The sequence below is a fragment of the Sphingobium sp. KKT206 genome (assembly GCF_055640555.1).
The window spans coordinates 1,395,695-1,412,966 of sequence record NZ_CM145764.1 but is presented as its reverse complement, the minus strand read 5'-3'; the positions used below and the strand labels follow the sequence as shown (position 1 = coordinate 1,412,966).

General features: G+C 61.5%; 23 protein-coding genes and 1 tRNA gene. 16 read left to right on the top strand and 8 right to left on the bottom strand.

All coding sequences use genetic code 11. The features are described from left to right. Positions 1 to 24 precede the first annotated feature (24 nt). From ACZ2HM_RS06585 to ACZ2HM_RS06530, 12 genes are all read left to right on the top strand, one after another. Entirely contained in the window at positions 25 to 1,254 is a 1,230-nt protein-coding gene (locus ACZ2HM_RS06585; RefSeq protein WP_470426560.1) for a tyrosine-type recombinase/integrase, read from the top strand. Continuing rightward, a complete protein-coding gene (locus tag ACZ2HM_RS06580; protein ID WP_470426559.1) occupies positions 1,247 to 1,846 on the top strand; it encodes a hypothetical protein in 600 nt (199 codons plus the stop codon). Before ACZ2HM_RS06585 ends, ACZ2HM_RS06580 begins: the two co-directional genes overlap by 8 nt. 65 nt (positions 1,847 to 1,911) lie before the next feature. After that, complete coding sequence (locus tag ACZ2HM_RS06575) at positions 1,912 to 2,100, top strand: helix-turn-helix transcriptional regulator (protein ID WP_470426558.1); 189 nt, start codon at positions 1,912 to 1,914, stop codon at positions 2,098 to 2,100. Positions 2,101 to 2,105: 5 nt separating this feature from the next. After that, positions 2,106 to 2,285, top strand: a complete 180-nt coding sequence (locus ACZ2HM_RS06570; RefSeq protein WP_037475890.1) for a hypothetical protein — start codon at positions 2,106 to 2,108, stop codon at positions 2,283 to 2,285. 168 nt (positions 2,286 to 2,453) lie between these two features. After that, positions 2,454 to 2,762 (top strand): hypothetical protein, encoded by a 309-nt coding sequence (locus tag ACZ2HM_RS06565; RefSeq protein ID WP_470426557.1) that lies wholly within the window; start codon positions 2,454 to 2,456, stop codon positions 2,760 to 2,762. Continuing rightward, positions 2,759 to 3,931, top strand: a complete 1,173-nt coding sequence (locus ACZ2HM_RS06560) for an AAA family ATPase (RefSeq protein WP_470426556.1) — start codon at positions 2,759 to 2,761, stop codon at positions 3,929 to 3,931. The genes ACZ2HM_RS06565 and ACZ2HM_RS06560 overlap by 4 nt, the downstream gene beginning before the upstream one ends. A gap of 299 nt (positions 3,932 to 4,230) precedes the next feature. Then, entirely contained in the window at positions 4,231 to 4,605 is a 375-nt protein-coding gene (locus ACZ2HM_RS06555; protein WP_470426555.1) for a hypothetical protein, read from the top strand. Further along, positions 4,598 to 4,903, top strand: a complete 306-nt coding sequence (locus ACZ2HM_RS06550; RefSeq protein WP_470426554.1) for an HNH endonuclease — start codon at positions 4,598 to 4,600, stop codon at positions 4,901 to 4,903. Before ACZ2HM_RS06555 ends, ACZ2HM_RS06550 begins: the two co-directional genes overlap by 8 nt. Positions 4,904 to 5,027: 124 nt before the next feature. Beyond that, on the top strand, positions 5,028 to 5,273 hold the full coding sequence (locus ACZ2HM_RS06545) for a hypothetical protein (protein ID WP_470426553.1): 246 nt from the start codon (positions 5,028 to 5,030) through the stop codon (positions 5,271 to 5,273). Continuing rightward, entirely contained in the window at positions 5,273 to 5,683 is a 411-nt protein-coding gene (locus ACZ2HM_RS06540; protein ID WP_470426552.1) for a hypothetical protein, read from the top strand. Before ACZ2HM_RS06545 ends, ACZ2HM_RS06540 begins: the two co-directional genes overlap by 1 nt. A 66-nt stretch (positions 5,684 to 5,749) precedes the next feature. Next, positions 5,750 to 6,982, top strand: coding sequence for a phage major capsid protein (locus ACZ2HM_RS06535; RefSeq protein ID WP_470426551.1), 1,233 nt, complete (start codon positions 5,750 to 5,752; stop codon positions 6,980 to 6,982). 375 nt (positions 6,983 to 7,357) lie between these two features. Beyond that, complete coding sequence (locus ACZ2HM_RS06530) at positions 7,358 to 8,095, top strand: hypothetical protein (RefSeq protein ID WP_470426550.1); 738 nt, start codon at positions 7,358 to 7,360, stop codon at positions 8,093 to 8,095. A 362-nt stretch (positions 8,096 to 8,457) separates the two neighbouring features. Here ACZ2HM_RS06530 and ACZ2HM_RS06525 read toward each other — a convergent pair whose 3' ends face one another. Further along, positions 8,458 to 8,709, bottom strand: a complete 252-nt coding sequence (locus ACZ2HM_RS06525; protein ID WP_470426549.1) for a hypothetical protein — start codon at positions 8,707 to 8,709, stop codon at positions 8,458 to 8,460. 278 nt (positions 8,710 to 8,987) lie between these two features. Here ACZ2HM_RS06525 and ACZ2HM_RS06520 point away from each other — a divergent pair, with 278 nt between their 5' ends. From ACZ2HM_RS06520 to ACZ2HM_RS06510, 3 genes are read left to right on the top strand one after another with little or no spacing between them, the layout of a single operon-like run. Further along, on the top strand, positions 8,988 to 9,404 hold the full coding sequence (locus ACZ2HM_RS06520) for a hypothetical protein (protein ID WP_470426548.1): 417 nt from the start codon (positions 8,988 to 8,990) through the stop codon (positions 9,402 to 9,404). 1 nt (position 9,405) lies between these two features. Next, on the top strand, positions 9,406 to 9,846 hold the full coding sequence (locus ACZ2HM_RS06515; protein WP_470426547.1) for a hypothetical protein: 441 nt from the start codon (positions 9,406 to 9,408) through the stop codon (positions 9,844 to 9,846). Further along, positions 9,843 to 10,058 carry a hypothetical protein gene (locus ACZ2HM_RS06510; protein ID WP_470426546.1) on the top strand — a complete coding sequence of 72 codons (216 nt, stop codon included), beginning with the start codon at positions 9,843 to 9,845 and terminating at the stop codon, positions 10,056 to 10,058. The genes ACZ2HM_RS06515 and ACZ2HM_RS06510 overlap by 4 nt, the downstream gene beginning before the upstream one ends. A 131-nt stretch (positions 10,059 to 10,189) precedes the next feature. On the opposite strand, the gene ACZ2HM_RS06505 is transcribed toward ACZ2HM_RS06510, so the two are convergent. Beyond that, positions 10,190 to 10,265 (bottom strand) — tRNA-Lys (locus ACZ2HM_RS06505). A gap of 42 nt (positions 10,266 to 10,307) precedes the next feature. After that, positions 10,308 to 10,805: a 2-amino-4-hydroxy-6-hydroxymethyldihydropteridine diphosphokinase gene (gene folK, locus ACZ2HM_RS06500; protein ID WP_470426545.1), complete on the bottom strand. Its 498-nt coding sequence runs from the start codon at positions 10,803 to 10,805 to the stop codon at positions 10,308 to 10,310. A gap of 23 nt (positions 10,806 to 10,828) precedes the next feature. Here folK and ACZ2HM_RS06495 point away from each other — a divergent pair, with 23 nt between their 5' ends. Further along, on the top strand, positions 10,829 to 11,491 hold the full coding sequence (locus ACZ2HM_RS06495; protein ID WP_470426805.1) for a uracil-DNA glycosylase: 663 nt from the start codon (positions 10,829 to 10,831) through the stop codon (positions 11,489 to 11,491). Here the strand turns inward: ACZ2HM_RS06495 and pgl are convergent. From pgl to ACZ2HM_RS06470, 5 genes are all read right to left on the bottom strand, one after another. Then, positions 11,481 to 12,170 (bottom strand): 6-phosphogluconolactonase, encoded by a 690-nt coding sequence (pgl, locus tag ACZ2HM_RS06490; RefSeq protein WP_470426544.1) that lies wholly within the window; start codon positions 12,168 to 12,170, stop codon positions 11,481 to 11,483. The two genes, ACZ2HM_RS06495 and pgl, sit on opposite strands and share 11 nt — an antisense overlap. A gap of 4 nt (positions 12,171 to 12,174) precedes the next feature. Beyond that, a complete protein-coding gene (locus ACZ2HM_RS06485) occupies positions 12,175 to 12,651 on the bottom strand; it encodes a YbaK/EbsC family protein (RefSeq protein WP_470426543.1) in 477 nt (158 codons plus the stop codon). Further along, a complete protein-coding gene (galE, locus tag ACZ2HM_RS06480; RefSeq protein WP_470426542.1) occupies positions 12,648 to 13,646 on the bottom strand; it encodes a UDP-glucose 4-epimerase GalE in 999 nt (332 codons plus the stop codon). The genes ACZ2HM_RS06485 and galE overlap by 4 nt, the downstream gene beginning before the upstream one ends. Before the next feature lie 67 nt (positions 13,647 to 13,713). Continuing rightward, positions 13,714 to 15,891, bottom strand: a complete 2,178-nt coding sequence (locus ACZ2HM_RS06475) for a 3-hydroxyacyl-CoA dehydrogenase NAD-binding domain-containing protein (protein ID WP_470426541.1) — start codon at positions 15,889 to 15,891, stop codon at positions 13,714 to 13,716. 107 nt (positions 15,892 to 15,998) lie between these two features. Beyond that, positions 15,999 to 17,207: an acetyl-CoA C-acetyltransferase gene (locus ACZ2HM_RS06470; RefSeq protein WP_470426540.1), complete on the bottom strand. Its 1,209-nt coding sequence runs from the start codon at positions 17,205 to 17,207 to the stop codon at positions 15,999 to 16,001. Positions 17,208 to 17,272: the final 65 nt, after the last annotated feature.

The window sequence follows — 17,272 nt, the reverse complement described above, 5'->3', positions numbered from 1 at the left end:
ACCCACTGAACGAGGATAGCAGTGATGCAGGCCATTGTCCTGACCGACTCGAAGATTCTGGGAATGAAGCCTCCGGCTGAGGGGCAGGCGGAAATCAGCGATGGCAAGGTGCCGGGTTTGCGCCTCCGCATTGGCAAATCTGGCACAAAGACATTTATTGTCCGCAAGCGTGTGGGCGGACGTATTCGTAACATCACACTTGGCCGCTACGGTCCCCGGTTCGGACTTGCGGAGGCCCGCAAGAAGGCGCGCACGGTCCTAAACGATATCGAGGAAGGCAAAGACCCGTCCGCGACGCTGGCAACGCCCAGGCGGGGCGGGGGAGGGGCTGGAACCGTCCGTGCGCTTTGGCCTGCATACCAAGCGGCAAAAGCTGATCTTCGATCGATCGGCGAGGTGACGCGCATATTTGAAAAATATGTTCTGCCCACGATTGGCGACCGCATGGCGGATGCCATCACGCGGGGAGACGTGACGCGGCTAATCGATGACGTCGCAGCCAATGCCCCTGTCATGGCGCGCGCGGTCCATGCCCAATTGTCGGCATTTTATACGTGGGCGCTTCCTGGCCTGGACCGGCTGCCAGCCAATCCCTGCCGAGATGCCAGGCGGCCCCCTAAGCCGAAATCAAGGGTTCGGATATTGAGCGAGGCAGAATTGCGGGCGCTCTGGCAAGTTGCCGAAGCCCAGCCCGCGCCTTGGGGAGCAAGCCTGAAATTGCTGATGTTGACCGGGGCGCGGCGATCGGAGGTATTTGAGGCCGAGCGGGCAGAGTTTGATGTGAAGCGCAAAATCTGGACGATCCCAGCCGAGCGGGCCAAAAATGGGCAGGCTCATATCCTGCATCTGGCACCGGCGGTAATCGACCTGATCGAACAAATCCCCACTATCGATGGCAGCGCCAAGCTATTCCCGGCCGCTGGCAATCCCGACAACGCGGCCAGCGGCATATCCAAGGCCGTCAATCGCATTCGGGCCGATCTTACTAAGGTTATGAGCGCGGAGGTGCCGGAATGGTCGCTGCACGACATACGGCGCAGCGTGGCGACCAACATGCAGCGCATGGGTATCCGCCTAGAGGTGACGGAGGCTGTCCTAAACCACATTGCAGGGACGCGGGCGGGCATCGTGGGCGTTTACCAGCGGCACGACTTTGCCAAGGAAAAGCAACACGCTCTGACTGCATGGGCTGCAGAGCTGGCGCGGATTGTGAAGGGCAATCGCCGCAGTAATGTGGTGGCATTGCATGGGTGAGCGAAGAAAACACGGCATCGTGACTTTGGACGTTGAAAGCACGCCTGTGTTTGAAAACGGCCTGCCAGGGAAGCTGAGCAAAGAATTTCAAGCCAAGGCTGCACACGCCAGCGATTGGGCATCCTATTTTCCTGACCGCGCCTGGCTTGCAGAGCAACTGGCATCTGCTGAGAAATCGAAAGGCGGTGCGCCTGTCCTTTTTCGCCCCCACGAAGATCGTGGCTGGTATTTTAAGCGTTGTTTGGCAAATCTCGATTTGCTTACATCTTCTGCGAAAAGTGGGTCCATTGAAGTAGCCATAATTCACGCTTGCGAACTTGGACGCCTAATGACTGAAATGGAGATGAAATTTAACGATTTTGAACTTGGCCGTTCCGTCGAACAACTAGCCCTGTGGGGCCAGAAAGTGGCTGCGGGGGGGCAGGCAAGTCGTAAAGGACGAACGCGGAGCCAGCGTTTTGACGCGATCAAGGAGTATATCGCCAATGGGAAGCAGACCAAGGCGGCGATATCTCTGGTCGCACAGGAGGACGGAGTGACGGCAAAGGCCGTCGAAGCTGACTATTACGCGGAGCGCCATATTCGACCCTAGACCGGGTGATTAGGGTAGGGGCGTCCCGATAAGCCCCATGCCATCCAACCTAACGGAGATGGCAAATGCAAACGCTTATTCGACTTCCCGAAGTTGTCCGCCGCACTGGCCGCAGCCGGTCGCGCATTTATGACGACATCAAGGCTGGCACATTTCCCGCACCGGTGAAGATCGGCGCGCGCGCCATCGCTTTCCCCATGGAGGAAATCAACCGCTGGATTGAAGGCCGCATGGCTGCGCGGGATGCAGCGTAAACGCCATGAACAAAAACGCCCCCACCCGCGAGGGTGAAGGCGTCGATTGTCTCTTTGGCGGGGACAAAGGCGCACATACCACACGCTTTTCGCAAATCCAATATCTGGCTGCGCGTCACGGGCTTTCCATCCATCGCGCCGCGCTGATCGCGCCGATCGCTTTCGGAGCGACGGGCCATGTCTGATCGGACGGCAATCATTCTCGACGTGCGCCACTGGCGCGCTGCACAACTGCGTCGCGAAAACCTGCGGCGGGCGGCTGTGGAAGGCGCGTGTCACCCGACACGGCGGCCAGGTCGCCTCACCTTGGACGAAATCCTTGGCTCTGCCTTCGATCCGTCAGGAGGTGCCGCATGAACGCCGTGACGCACAAGTTCGATAAGACCTTGGACCCGATCCGCGTCTTCCTGCCGAACATAAGCGATGACGAGCATAAGCAGCGCGACCGCATCCGAGTTGCCCGGAACATAGCGACGGCCAAAATCCCGAAGCTGAAAGAAGCCCCATACGCCCGGCAATTGTGCTGGATATTGGTCGATACCGCGACCGAATGGATGCTGTCACCCGCCACAGTCAGCGCTTTGGAAATGGTGGCAGAGCAATGCCGCCGTCTGCTGATCGTCGCTGAAACGTCCGAGATGCTGGAGACCTTGCCGGAATGAAAAGCTGGGAAGATCTTGAAAATGATCCGGCTGCGGGGGGATTCGAACGTCGCCAGATGCCATATATTGGCGAAGGCTCTGCCAAGGGCCTCGCCGCTGCGCACGGGATCACCGCAAGCGCCCTAATGGGGATGAAGTTTGATCCCATCCGTTATGTCATTCCCGGCTATGTCGCGGAAGGCCTGACCCTGTTTGCTGGCGCTCCCAAAATTGGCAAATCATGGACTGCGCTCGACTTAGGCATTGCGGTCTCGGCTGGGGGCTTGGCGTTCGGATCGATCAAATGCGAACAGGGAGACGCCCTGTATCTGGCCCTAGAAGATAACCCCAGGCGGCTGCAATCGCGTCTCAAGGTTATGCGCCGCACGATCGCGCCGCAACGCCTCACCTTCATGACGGAATGGCCGACGCTTGATGAAGGCTGCCTAGATGAATTGGAGGCATGGGCGCACAATGCTGAAAAGCCGCGCCTTGTCATCGTGGACGTGCTGGCCAAGGTCCGTCCGGTCGCCAATGGCAAAGACCAGCTTTACGACGCGGACTATCGGACCATGACCGGCCTGCATGGCTTTGCGACCCGCCATAGGCTTGCCGTCCTCGTGGTCCACCATACTCGCAAAATGGAGGCGGAAGATCCCTTTGACGCGGTAAGCGGCACGCGCGGCCTCACCGGTGCGGCCGATACGGTGATGGTCCTCAAACGTGACATTGGGACAGCAAAGACCGTTCTGTATGTTCGCGGCAGAGACGTTGAGGAAGTTGAGACAGCCCTAGAGTTCAAACGTGACATTGGGACATGGATCATCCTTGGCGCGGCGCATGAGGTCGGCAAGACGAACGAACGGCAAGCCATCCTAGACATACTCCAAGCGCACCCCGAACCCCTTACAACACGGGCGGTTTCGGACCTTTTGGGCAAGAATAATGCGGCTGTTAGGCAAGCCCTCACACGCATGGCGAAGGCGGGCGAGATCGAGAAAACGGCACGTGGCCTATATACCTGTCACAACGGTCACATTGTCCCAATCCCCCCTAGCGCGCGCCCTGTTTGTGACATTGTGACACATGTGACAGGGGATAGACTAAAGGCAGATTCATCCCCTGATAGCCCTATCGATCACGACCTTGACGACAAGGGCGACGTGATCGGCTGGAACGACAATGGATAGGGGGGCAGGCACAAAGTCCCGGCAACCCCATGCCTGCCAACCGGCTCCGTTCGCACGCGCGGATTTTTTCCTGCGCTATGAATTTTCAGTGCGCACTTTTCATTCTGCGCACCGCTGCGAACCGGCCCAACGCCAGCAATTCCGCGACTTGTGCCCGAAGGTGCGCGGGGTGCGGGTGTTTGATTGTCTGCGCACTGCGCACCGGTGGGGGGGGTGATCGAAGCTCTGGAGGGCCGAGCCCTAGGGGACCGCCCCGTTCAAGAACGCACATAGCCACGATTGAGATCATAGGAGGATCGATGAGAAACCGCACCCCGAACGCGAAGGCCGCTGTCACCGGCACGGCGTCCCGCAACCCGTCCCGCTTCGCAGGGCGCAATGACCCGACCGTCGCGCCGCTGGGCGAACCCACGGCCTTCCTGGACGATGCCCAGCGCAAGGCGTGGGATTGCTTCAAAGCTGAAATCCCTTGGCTGGTCGCCAGCGATAGGTCGCTGGTCGAGATCGCTTGTATCCTGCGCGCCCGGTTTCAGCAGGGCGGCGAAGCGGGGATCAATGTGCTGCAAACCTATAGCGCCGTCCTGTCCAAGTTGGGCGCTACGCCGGTCGATCGATCGCGCACCACCATGCGCGATGATGAGCCGGAGCCTGATGAGTTTTTCGGCAATGCGTAAGCAATGGGATCACGGCGGCAAGACTACTGCCCAGCGCGGATATGGGCGAGAGCATCAACGCATCCGCGAGGAATTGAAGCGCACCGTCATCCTTTGCGAGCATTGCACCGCCAAGGGCCTGACCGCGATCGGTAAGATTGCCGACCATATCATTCCACTGGCCAAGGGCGGGACGGGCGACCGCTCCAATTATCAATGGCTCTGTCAGGAATGTGCGGACGTGAAGGACGCGGCAGACAGAGGCGTCACCTACCGGCCTAAGCGCCAGATCGCGCCCGATGGATGGCCAGTCGAGTGAGGGGCTACCGGCGGGGCAAAGTCTGCGGACTTCACCCTTCATGACCGGCCCGTCCCACGATCAAATCGCTAACACAGAAATTCGCCCGCGCGTGCGCGCGCGAGGCACACCCAAGGAGAACGAAATGGAAATCAGCGACCAGACAGCGACGGCCATCGATCTTTGCCGACGCATAAACCGGAGCGCGGCGGGGCAGTATGCGGCGCATGGGATCGAAGCCCCGGACGTTGTGATAGCGTCGATCTACAGCACGCATGACTTGGCGACCGACTTGCATGGCGGCGATGCCCATGGAGCGATCGAGTATATCCGCACCGCGCTGGACATGATGGAGCGGCAATTACTCACACGGGCAGCGCAGGCGCATTGATGTATCCGGCAGGCATCCTTCGCGTATATGCTTGCCGCCCCGCTAGACCTGCTTCTGAGAAGGAAGCGGTAAAGCGCGCGGTGCAGGCCTATCACGGTTCCATATCATCGCAGGCGCAGCGCCTTGCCGCCGCCGTCGCGGTGGAGGCCCTGCGCGAGATCGATGAAAATGACGCTGACGCCATTATAAGCCTGCTGCGCGCTATAGGGAGGTCGCCTGTCAACCAGTTGGCTACGGACCCGGTAATCGACACCGGCGCTCTTATTCGTGCTGACCGCGCCGATGCAGCGGCGGCGCGCGGCGGGAGGCGTTTGCCTGAAGCTGATTGGCCCGCCGAGGACCGGCGCACGCTGCGAAATGTCACGGCGAAACTAGCGCAACGATACGCTCGAATCCTTCGTGAGAAATAGTTTGCATAAACCGTATTTACGAAAATCGGCACGCTGCATGGTCAATCTCGAAAAGGAGATTTGACGATGAAAAGCAACCTGCACCACTTCCCGCGCGCCGTATCTGGCCTGTTGGGCGTAAGGGCTGAGGCGGACCCAAAAACCGTTCTTGCCAAACTTATCCCGGCCTTTGAGACGTTCAAGGCCAGTTATAACGATCGCGTCGCAGCGCTTGAGGGCGAGGTGGACAGTCTCGCGGTCAAAGCGGCGGCTGACATTCTGAACGGCGGCGGCAGTCTGCGGCCCGATGACCCGGAGTATACCAAGACCTTCGCGGCTTATTTCCGCAATGGCGAAACCGAACAGGAATTGCGCGGCCTGAATGCCACCGGCCATCGCGCGCAGATTCATGCTGCCATGTCGGTCGGCACCAATTCGGATGGCGGCTATCTCGCGCCCGTCGAATGGGATCGTCAGATTCGCAAGTCGCGCCTACTGACCAGCCCAATGCGGCGACTGGCCACGGTCCAGACAACCGGCGTTGGGGCCTTCTCGACTGTTTGGAGCAATGAAGCATGGGGGTCCGGCTGGGTCGGCGAAACCGCCGCGCGCCCGGCAACCAGCACGCCGACACTGAGCAGCCTCATATTCAACACCGGCGAAATCTATGCGAACGTCGCGGTCACGCAACGCCTGCTGGACGATGTGGACTTCAACCTGGAAACCTGGCTGGCCAATGAAGTGAACGGCGAGTTTGCGCGGCAGGAGGACGTGGCCTTTATCAGCGGCAACGGCACGAACAAGCCGATGGGACTCATGACCTATGTGACCGGCGGCGCTGGCGCGGGCGTCCATCCCGGCGGCGACCTGAGCGTCACGACTGTAGTGAGTCCGACTGCCATCACTTTCGATGAGTTGATCGACTTCGCCTATTCGCTGACCGCCCCATATCGGCAGAACGCAAGCTGGTTGATGAACAGCCAGACGGCGGCCAAGCTGGCGAAATTGAAAGACGGCGACGGAAATTATCTGTGGCGCGAAAGCGTGATTCAGGGCCAGCCTTCCACGCTGCTGGGCTATCCGGTCGAGTTCGATGAGAACATGGCCGCCGCCACGGCGGGCCTGACCCCGATCGCGTTCGGCGACTTCAAGGCGGGTTATCTTATCAACGATCGCATCGGCACCCGTATCCTGCGCGATCCGTATAGCAACAAGCCCTATGTCCATTTCTATTGCGTCAAGCGTGTCGGCGCGGGCCTTTTGGACCCGAACGCGATCAGATTGCTTAAGATGGCTGCGGCTAAACCGCCCCACCGATGAGGGCGCGCCGTGCGCCCAATAGCGACAAGCGCGATGCTTGGGGCGGGCGGTCGTTCATGCCGTTCCTTAGAAGCACAATCGCGCGACACGGCACAGATTCCCAATAGGCAGCGGACGCCAGACCGCACCTATACCCCGGCGGCGTGGTGCTGCCGGGAGCCTCATTCAAGGACGATTGCATGTCGGGGACGCTACGAAAGGTTGCAATGATAGCCGGTGCTGTCGCTTTGGTCGCCAGCGGTGTCGGCGCGGCGGCCGGGGCCGGACTTTTCGGTGCGGCTGGCGTTGGCGCTGCTGGAACGGTTGCAGGCGTATCGACCGCCACGATTGCCAGCATCGGCACCTATGCCAGCCTCGCCGCAACCGTAGCAACGATTGGCGCAACTCTCGCAACAACTGCGCCACCAGCGCGGGGCTTTATCAGGAGCATTGAACATGACAGCACTGAATATTTGGCAGGATGGTCGGAACGCCTATCTTCTGACGGACACTGCCATTTACGACAATGCGAACGTGGTCCTGCGCCTTGAGCCTAAGACAATCGTTCTGGATGGCCTTATCGGAGGCTGCCGGATGGCCCTAGCGGCGACTGGGCACATCGCTCCTGCGCTTCTGGTGGCCGCGCTTAACGAACGGTTGCTTTGCGATCCTCGCGACGTTCTGAAAGCGCTGCCCGACGTGATTCTGGACATCGAGCGGGTAACGCGCGAGCAATGGGGCAACCAAGCGCCATGCGAAATCGGCATTGTCGCGGCCGTTTACGACCCGCGCGAAGCTAAGCCGATGATCTTCATGATCAGCAATGAAACCGGTGGATTCAACTGCGATCAGGAGCCTCTAAAGCTCTATCAGATCCGCTACTGGACCACCGGGCTTATGCCGTTCGGGCCATTCAAATATGATGATCCGACCGCCAGTGACACTATAACCGGCTTCGATCCTCATACGGATGGCCTGGCCATGATCGAGGCGCAGCGGACGAAGGCAAATCTATTCGAAGGCGGGTCTTTTATCGGCGGTAGCGCGGCCCTTGTGACGATCGGCCCCGATGGCATTACCCGCCATATCCTTCGCGACTGGGGGGATGAGATCGGGGCCGTGATCCGGCCTTAGTGGGGCGTGTGCCAAAATTCAGGTGCAGCATTTTGCGGCACCTGAATCGAGAAAAGAGGCTCTCCAGAGAGCGATTCCTGATGCCACTAAGTAAACAGCGCCACTATCGATATAGCTACTGCCGATAAGGCGATCCAGTTTGCGCGCCTAGCGATCAATGAGCCTCGACGGCCAAGTTCTGCATCGATCATCGCCTTAAAACTCGTGCTTGCAGGACCGACATTGTCATGCGCGAGAACTGACAAATATTCATGACTTATTTTTCGCAAATACATTGCCTCGTCGAACGGATCTATGTCGTCGCCTTCGGTAGCATTGCGGTAGGCTAGATCATGTTTTGTCGGCCTGTATGCCACTGTTTGTTACTTCCCTTGAAGCGCAGTTCCAACTAACAGAGAACCCACATCTGCGAGATTCAAGCCGGTCATAGATGCCCCATTTGGATCGCGTAAAGTGAAAGACGACTTGTTTTTTAGCGTGCCGGTCAGCTTCCATCCGCGCTGCTCGAACTCGGCCCTCAATCTATCCAAATTTTCTTGGTTATTCGCTATGGCAATACGCGCGACCTCTGCTTGAGCTTTGGCCAAAATATCGCTTCGATCGACCGGAGTCATACTAGCGTATCCCGCAGAATTGTTCTGATTGCCTCTGGCCTAGTGACAAATGGCGGACCCCGCTTAGCGATCCATGCGTCTAAGCGGACCAACTCATCCACGCTCATCCGAACCATAACCGGGCTGGTGTCTGCTCTGGGGCGTCCACGGGATGATTTTTTGATATCTTCGCTTGACTGGCTCATAGATATCTTGATATCAGGAAATCAGAACGAAGCAAGGGTTGCCGCCCTTGCTTCGCTCCTAACCGAAACCCCTGGATAAGAGGGATTACGACTATGCACGAAGTAGCAACTTCGCGGCGTGACGCAATGTGTTCGCTCGCCATTCTACCCGCATTGATCGCCATGCCCGCCGTCGCCACTGCCGCGCCGATGCTAGTCTGCGCGCCTGCTGACAGTCTGGCCGAGGCCATCTTCGAATTTCACCGCCTTACCGGCGTGTATGACAGCCACCCTGTTCACGACCTGCTGATGTCGTCGCCGGATTGGGATTTGGCCGACGAAGATTCGGGGCAGGCATTGAATGCAATTCGGCGGCAACTGGACATCTGTCTGCGCATTCCGTCGAGAAACGGGCGGGACGTGGCAACCAAGATCGACCTGCTACGCCAGCACTATCAAGATTTTGAGATACCCGACGAGTTGCTCAAGCTAATCTCGACCGATGCCCGCCGCCTTACCGGGGGAATGTAACATGGGCATCATCAACCACCCAGCCGCAATGCCAATGCCACCGGCCGCAATCTCCAACATCCTGGCCCGGTTCGATCGCGGCCAATTGGAAGGCTTTGTCTCTGTCGCGATCGACCTGATGGACCTCTTGGACGGCGATGCCGACTTAGAGGACGGCAACGATCAAGAGGCCCACGATGGGGACGATCAGGGCGATCCCGGTTGGATCGAGTGGCACAACCGCGATCGGCGAACCCTCCGGCGTGGCGGGCCGGAAATGCAGACCACCGCGCTGCTGCAAGACAGCGAGGACGCGGAGGCCGATGATCCAGCGGAGGATGGCGACGCCGACGACACCAACAACGCGGAGGATGAGGAACTGGCCGGGGGTGGGTTGCAGTGCCTCTGGAGCGGGCCTGGCTGCCCGATCAGCGACGCAGGCGGGGAGGCTGAAGCGCGATGACCGACTCCACCTTTGATCCAGCCGTGTGGCTTGCCCAGTTCGTGGCGGCAGGCGGGCGCTACGCCAATACCAGTTCCGGGATATGGATATTCAGCCCGGCAGACTGCGAGCCTCTGGCGCTGCAAAAGGAGATTGCAGGCGACGTTGCCCGGCGCGACGCCGTGACAGCCCATATTGCGACCACCACAACACGGGAATCGCTCCCAATGTGAGTTTGCGGGTCATGGCGCAAACCTCCAGACGCCCCGGTTCGAAAGGATCGGGGCAAATTGATTCTTCGATACCTAGATGGTTACCTACGATGTGCATCCCTGCACCGCTGATCGCCTAAGTTCTTGAAAAATGGTGAGTCCAGCTGGGTTCGAACCAGCGACCTACTGATTAAAAGTCAGTTGCTCTACCGACTGAGCTATGGACCCGTTTAGCGGTGGAGGTCGCCCTAATAGGGGGAACCGCGATGGTCAACCTCTTCGCGTGTGCTTTTGCAGGCGGGCGTGCAGATGGCGGATGGTGAGGCCTAAAAGGGGATCGCGCCAGCGCGGTGCGATCGCGACGAGTGGGGTCAGGACGAAGGCGCGCTGGCGGAAGGCGCTGTGGGGGATGGTGAGCAGGCGGCTGGCCCATGTGCCGCCGGACCAGAGGATGATGTCGATGTCGACGCTGCGCGCCCCCCAACGGCGATGGCGGCGGCGACCGAGCCTGTGTTCGATAGACTGGAGCAGGGCGAGCAAAGCGGGCGGGGGCAGGGGGCTTTCGACCAGCAGCGCGCTGTTGGCATAGAGGCGCGAGGATGGACCCATGGGCGGCGTTGCGATGGTAGGCGCGAGCGCGAGGACGCGCATCTGCAGACCGATCAGCGCGACCGCTTCGTCGAGTAGGCGCGCAGGCGTGCGGCGTGCGGACAGAGGCCGGTTCGATCCCAGCGCCAGGGCATAGATGTGCGTGCTTGTGTCGGCCATCGATCAGCGCCTATCTGCTGCCCATGATCCTGGAAAGCCCCCTTGAACCGACCGAACCGCCGCGCGACTGTCCGCTCTGCCCGCGCCTTGTCGCCTTGCGCGAGGAATGCCGCGTCGAACATCCCGATTGGTGGAATGCGCCGGTGCCGGCCTTTGGCGACCCGCTGGCGCGGATCGGCATCATCGGGCTGGCTCCGGGCAAGCAGGGGGCGAACCGGACGGGGCGGCCCTTTACCGGCGATGATTCGGGCCTATTGTTCTTCGAGACGCTGGCGAAATTTGGGCTTAGCGAGGGCGTCTATGATGCGCGGGTCGATGATGGGCTGGTGCTGAAGGACGCGATCATCATCAATTCGGTCCGCTGCCTGCCGCCGCAGAACAAGCCGGTTCCCGACGAAGTGCACAAGTGCCGACCGTTTCTGGCGCAGGGCGTTGCAGCGCTGCCCAATGCGCGGGTGTTCGTGGCGCTCGGCCAGATCGCGCATCAGTCAGCGGTCAAGGTGTTGGGCGGACGATTGCCCAAGGCGCGCTTTGCCCATCTGGCCGAACATCGCATGCCAGACGGGCGGATGCTGATCGATAGCTATCATTGCTCGCGCTATAATCAGAATACTGGGCGACTGACGGCGGAGATGTTCGAGGCGGTGTTTGCGCGCGCGGTGGAACTGGCCGGGCTTACTGGCTGATCCAGACATCGACCGGCACGGCGTCCTGGCACAGGGCGACGCGGATCGGCAGTTCCTCGACGGGGCCGCCAGCCATGGCGCGATCATAGACGGCTTTTTTCGCGGTGCCGCTGATCTGCAGGAAGATGTGGCGGCTGGACAGAATGGCGTGGGCGGTGAGCGAGAGGCGCTGGTGCGGGGCGGCAGGCGGCGTGACCGCGATGGTCAGCGCGGAGATGGAGAGGCCTTCGTCCAGTTCCTTGGCCTCCGGGAAGAGCGAGGCGGTGTGGCCGTCATCGCCCATGCCGAGCAGGATGATGTCGAGCGGCCAGGGGAGGACGGCGAAGTCCGCTTCCGCCGCTAGCTGGCCGAGATAGGCGTCGGCGGCGGCGTTCTTCATCGGCACGAAGCGCGCGGTGGCGGCTGGCCCTTGCAGCAAGCTGTCGCGGACGAGCTTTTCATTGCTGTCGGGGTCGGTGGGATCGACCCAGCGTTCATCGACCAATGTGACGATGACCTTGCTCCAATCGGACAGCGAAGCGGACAGTGATTCGAGTACCGGGCGGGGGGAGCGGCCACCCGACAGGGCGAGGGTCGCGACGCCGCGCGTGGCAATGGCCTGTTCCAATGTGGCGGCGATGCGGGCGGCGATGTCGGCGGCGGCCTGGGCGCTGTCGGTGAAATGATGTTCGGTCGGCATGGAATTAGTCCCCTGTTTCCGGGAGGGTGCAGATGTCGATCCATTGTCCGCCGGTCAAGGCGGCGAGCCGGTCGGGTGTGAGTTCGACCGAGGTGGTGCGGGAACCGGCGGCGGGAAAGACGGTGTCGAAGGCCTGCAAAGATATGTCGCAATATATCGCAAGTGGCGCGGTCAGGCCGAACGGACAGACGCCGCCTACCGGGTGGCCGGTGATCGCCTCGACCTCGTCCGCGCCCAACATGCGGGGCTTTGCGCCAAGGGCAGCCTTGGCCTTGCCATTGTTGAGGCGCGCGTCACCGCGGGTGCAGACCAGCACGACTTGGTCGCCGACGCGCAGCGACAGGGTCTTGGCGATACGGGCGGGTTCGACGCCGAGCGCGGCGGCGGCTTCCAATACGGTGGCGGTACTGACGCCCTGATCGATGATCGTCACGTCAGGCGCGTGGGCGGCGAAGAAGGCGCGAACCGAGGCTTCGCTCATGCCCGAGTCTCCAAGGCACGCTCCCAGGCGAGCGCATGGGCGACGATCAGGTCGAGATCGGCATAGCGCGGCTGCCAGGGGAAGGCGGCAAGGATGGCGCGATTGTCCGAAATCAGCGCAGCGGGATCGCCCGCGCGGCGCGGGGCCAGGACGCGCTGGATGGGATTGTTGGTGGCCCGGTCCACGGCGTCGAGGACGTCCAGCACCGAAAAGCCCCGGCCATAGCCGCAATTGAGCAGATGATTGCGATCCGGCTCCGCCATCAACGCTTCGAGTGCCAGCACATGGGCGGCGGCAAGGTCGCTGACATGGATATAGTCGCGGACCCCCGTGCCGTCGGGCGTGGCAAAATCGGTGCCGAAGATGGCGACGCTCTCGCGCTTGCCCAAGGCGGCTTCGACGGCGACCTTGATCAAATGAGTCGCGCCCGCGGTCGATTGGCCGGTGCGCCCCTGCGGATCGGCCCCCGCGACGTTGAAATAGCGCAGCGCGCAGAAGTTCATCGGATGCGCCGCCGCGACGTCGCGCAGCATATATTCGGTCATCAGCTTGGACATGCCATAGGGATTGATCGGCTGTTGCGGCGTGTCTTCCCGCACGGCTTCGACGTCCGGCGTGCCATAGGTGGCGGCGGTGGAGGAAAAGATGAAATGGGGCACGCCGACGCGCACCGCGCTGTCGATCAGGTCGCGGGTCTTGGCGCTGTTGTTGTGATAATATTTGAGCGGGTTTTCGACCGATTCCGGGACCACTACGGACCCTGCAAAATGCATGATCGCGGTGATGCCATGGTCGCGCAGCGTCGCTTCAACGAGCGGCTGGTCGGCAATATCGCCCTGCACGAAGGGCACATCGTCGGGGACGGCCCAGCGGAAGCCAGTGACCAGATTGTCGATCACGACCACACCATAGCCAGCATCTTTGAGCGCCAGCACGGCATGGCTGCCGATATAGCCAGCGCCGCCCGTGACCAGTACCGTCGGCTTTTCGCGCATAAGAAAAACGTCTCCCCAACTGCTGCCGGGGAGACGTAGCTTAGCGTCGTTAAGATTTACAGTCCGATCATGCCGCTGCGCGGTCTGGCACCGACTGGTAGAAGGTTGCGCCGGTGGCGGCCATGGCGCGCAATTGCTCGGTGGCGGCGAAGCGGTCGCCATGGACGGCCCGCAACCGATCCAGCACGGCGACGACATGGGCGATGCCGACCGTGTCCATATGCGCAAAGGGACCGCCGGTATAAGGCGCAAAGCCCCAGCCGAAGATCGCGCCGATGTCGCCATCTTCCGGCGTTTCGAGCACGCCTTCCTCATAGCAGCGGGCGCATTCGATAAGCTGGCGATAGAGGAGGCGTTCCTTCACCGCTTCGACATCGGGCTGATCGTCGGCGCGGGGGAAGAGGTCGGCAATGCCCGACCACAGCAATTTCTTGCCGCCTTCGGGATAGTCGTACCAGCCTTTGCCATTTTTGCGGCCGAGACGGTCGCGCTCGACCATCTGCGTCATGACATCGTCGGAACGCTGCACGACATGGGCGTCGCCCAATTCCTTCTTGGCTGCCGTCATCACCTTATAGCCCAGCTCGATCGAGACTTCGTCGCTGACCGCAAGCGGGCCGACCGGCATGCCAAGCTGCTTGCCGGCATTTTCGATGAGCGCCGGGTTGATCCCTTCGGCGACCAGTTCCGCGCCTTCCTGCACATAGGTGCCGAAGCAGCGCGAGGTGTAGAAGCCACGGCTATCATTGACGACGATCGGTGTCTTCTTGATCTGGGCGACGAAATCGAGCGCCTTGGCAATGGCGGCCGGGCCTGTTTCCTTGCCCAGGATGATTTCCACCAGCGGCATTTTTTCGACCGGCGAGAAGAAATGGACGCCGATGAAGTTGGCGGGCTTGGACCAGGCGGTCGCCAGCTTGGTGATCGGCAGGGTGGAGGTGTTGGAGCCGAAGATGACATCCGGACCGAGGATGGCTTCGACCTGTTTGGTCACTTCCGCCTTGATCGCGACATCCTCAAACACCGCTTCGATCACGAAGTCCGCACCGGCGAGATCGGCATGGTCGGCGGTGGGCGTAACGCGGGCGAGCGTTGCCGCCATCTTCTCTGGCGTCATGCCTTTGCCCAGGCGCTTCTTGAGTACCGTTTCGACATGGGCCTTGCCCTTTTCCGCATAGGCGATGTCGCGATCGAACAGGACCACGTCCATCCCCGCCTGCGCGGCGACGGTGGCGATGCCCGCGCCCATCATGCCCGCGCCGAGCATGGCGAGCTTCATGGTGGGGGCCTTGGGTTCAGCCTTGGGACGGCGCGCGCCACGTTCGGCGGCCTGTTTGTTGACGAAAAGGCTGCGGATCATGTTGCTTGCCTGCGGATCGGCGGCGACCTTGGCGAAATATTTGCTTTCGATGCGGATGGCGCGGTCGAAGGGGAGTTGCGCGCCTTCATAGACGGCCGAGAGCAGGGCGACGGGCGCGTTCATGTTGCGCTGGGTCTGCTTGAGGGTCATGGGCAGCGCGCCGACCATCGTCTGGACGAAGCCGGGGTCGAACTGACCGACGCCGCCGGGGAATTTGAAGCCTTTGACGTCCCAAGGCTGGGCGGTGGCGGTGGGGTTCGCCTTTACCCAGGCCTGCGCGGCTTCCAGCGCTGTGCCCTGCGGCACGACCTGATCCACCACCTTGAGCATGGCAGCTTCGGCAGGGCGGAACAGCTTGCCTTGCAGCATATACATGAGCGCGGCCTGCACGCCCATGAGGCGCGGCAGACGTTGCGAACCGCCGCCGCCGGGGAAGAGGCCGATGAGGATTTCGGGGAGGCCAAGCTGCGTTTTGCTGCTGTCGCCGACGAAGCGGCGATGGCAGGCGAGGGCGAGTTCGAAACCGCCGCCGACGCAGGTGCCCTCGATCGCGCAGGCCACCGGCTTGCCGCAGGTTTCGAGGCGACGAAACAGTTGGTTGAGGACGAAGACCTGGTCGAAGATGGCGGCGGGCGCGGGGCGGCTGCCGTCCCTGGTTGCGAGCATGGAGCCGAAATATTTGAGGTCCATGCCGGCCATGAAGCCGCTGTCCTTGCCCGACGCAATGACCGCGCCTTTGATCGCGTCCTCGGACGCGATGCGGGTGATGGCGGCGTCGAGATCGGCCAGGAAGTCCGGGCCGATGACGTTCATCGACTGGTCGGGAACGTCGATCGTCAGCGTGGCGATGCCGTCGGCGTCGGTGGTGAATGCGATGGTCTGCATGATGATGCTGCCTCTAAAATTCCGTTCGGGCTGAGCTTGTCGAAGCCTTGCACTTTTCTTCAAGAAGAAAGGCCCTTCGACAGGCTCAGGGCGAACGGAGAAGGGGGTTAGATACGCTCGATGATGATGCCGGTGCCCATGCCTGCGCCGACGCACAGGTTGATGAGCGCGGTGCCCTTGCCCGATCGTTCCAGTTCGTCGAGCGCGGTGCCCAGCACCATCGCGCCGGTCGCGCCCAGGGGATGCCCCATGGCGATCGCGCCGCCGTTGACGTTGATCTGGCTGTGGTCGAGCTTCATCGCCTGCATATAGCGCAACACGACGCTGGCGAAGGCTTCGTTGAGCTCCCACAGGTCGATGTCGGCGGTGGTCATGCCCGCGCGGGCGAGCAGCTTGCCGGCGACGAATTCGGGGCCGGTCAGCATGATCAGCGGTTCAGAGCCGATCGAGGCCATGGCGCGGATGCGGGCGCGGGGTTTGATGCCATATTTGTCGCCCATATCCTTGTTGCCCACCAGCACGGCGGCCGCGCCGTCGACGATGCCGCTGCTGTTGCCGGCATGGTGGATATGGTTGACCCGCTCCAGTTCGGGGTAGCGGAGCAGGGCGACGGTGTCGAAGCCTGGCATCTCCTCGCCCATCGCGGTGAAGGCGGGCTTGAGCGCGCCCAGCGACTGCATCGTGGCTTCGGGACGCATATGTTCGTCATGGTCGAGGACGACCTGGCCCATCACGTCGCGAACGGGGACGATCGATTTGGCGAAGCGGCCCTCGTCCCACGCCATCTTGGCGCGCTTCTGGCTCTCGACGGCATAGGCGTCGGCATCGTCGCGGCTGATGCCGAATTTGGTGGCGATGACGTCCGCGCCAATGCCCTGGGGCGCGAAATAGGTTTTGTACGCGACCGCCGGGTCCATCGCGAGCGCGCCGCCATCCGACGCCATGGGCACGCGGCTCATGGATTCGACGCCGCCGCCGATGGCGAACAGGGCTTCGCCCGACAGTACTTTGGCCGCGGCGATGTTGACGGCTTCGAGGCCGGAGGCGCAGAAGCGGTTGATCTGGACGCCTGGCGTGGTGAGGGCATAATCGGCGTTGAGGACGGCGGTGCGGGCGATGTCCGCCCCTTGCTCACCGACCGGCGTGACGCAGCCCAGAATGACGTCGTCGACATCGACGGTGTCGATCGCGGTGCGATTGCGGATCGCTTCCAGCACCTGGGTCGCGAGTTGGATGGGGGTGATTTCGTGCAGCGAACCGTCCGGCTTGCCCCGGCCACGGGGTGTCCTGACGGCGTCGTAAATATAAGCTTCCATGTGGCTTTCCTCTCCGTGGGTCGCCCCTGCCGGGCGCATCGGATACCGGCACTGAATGTATTTAC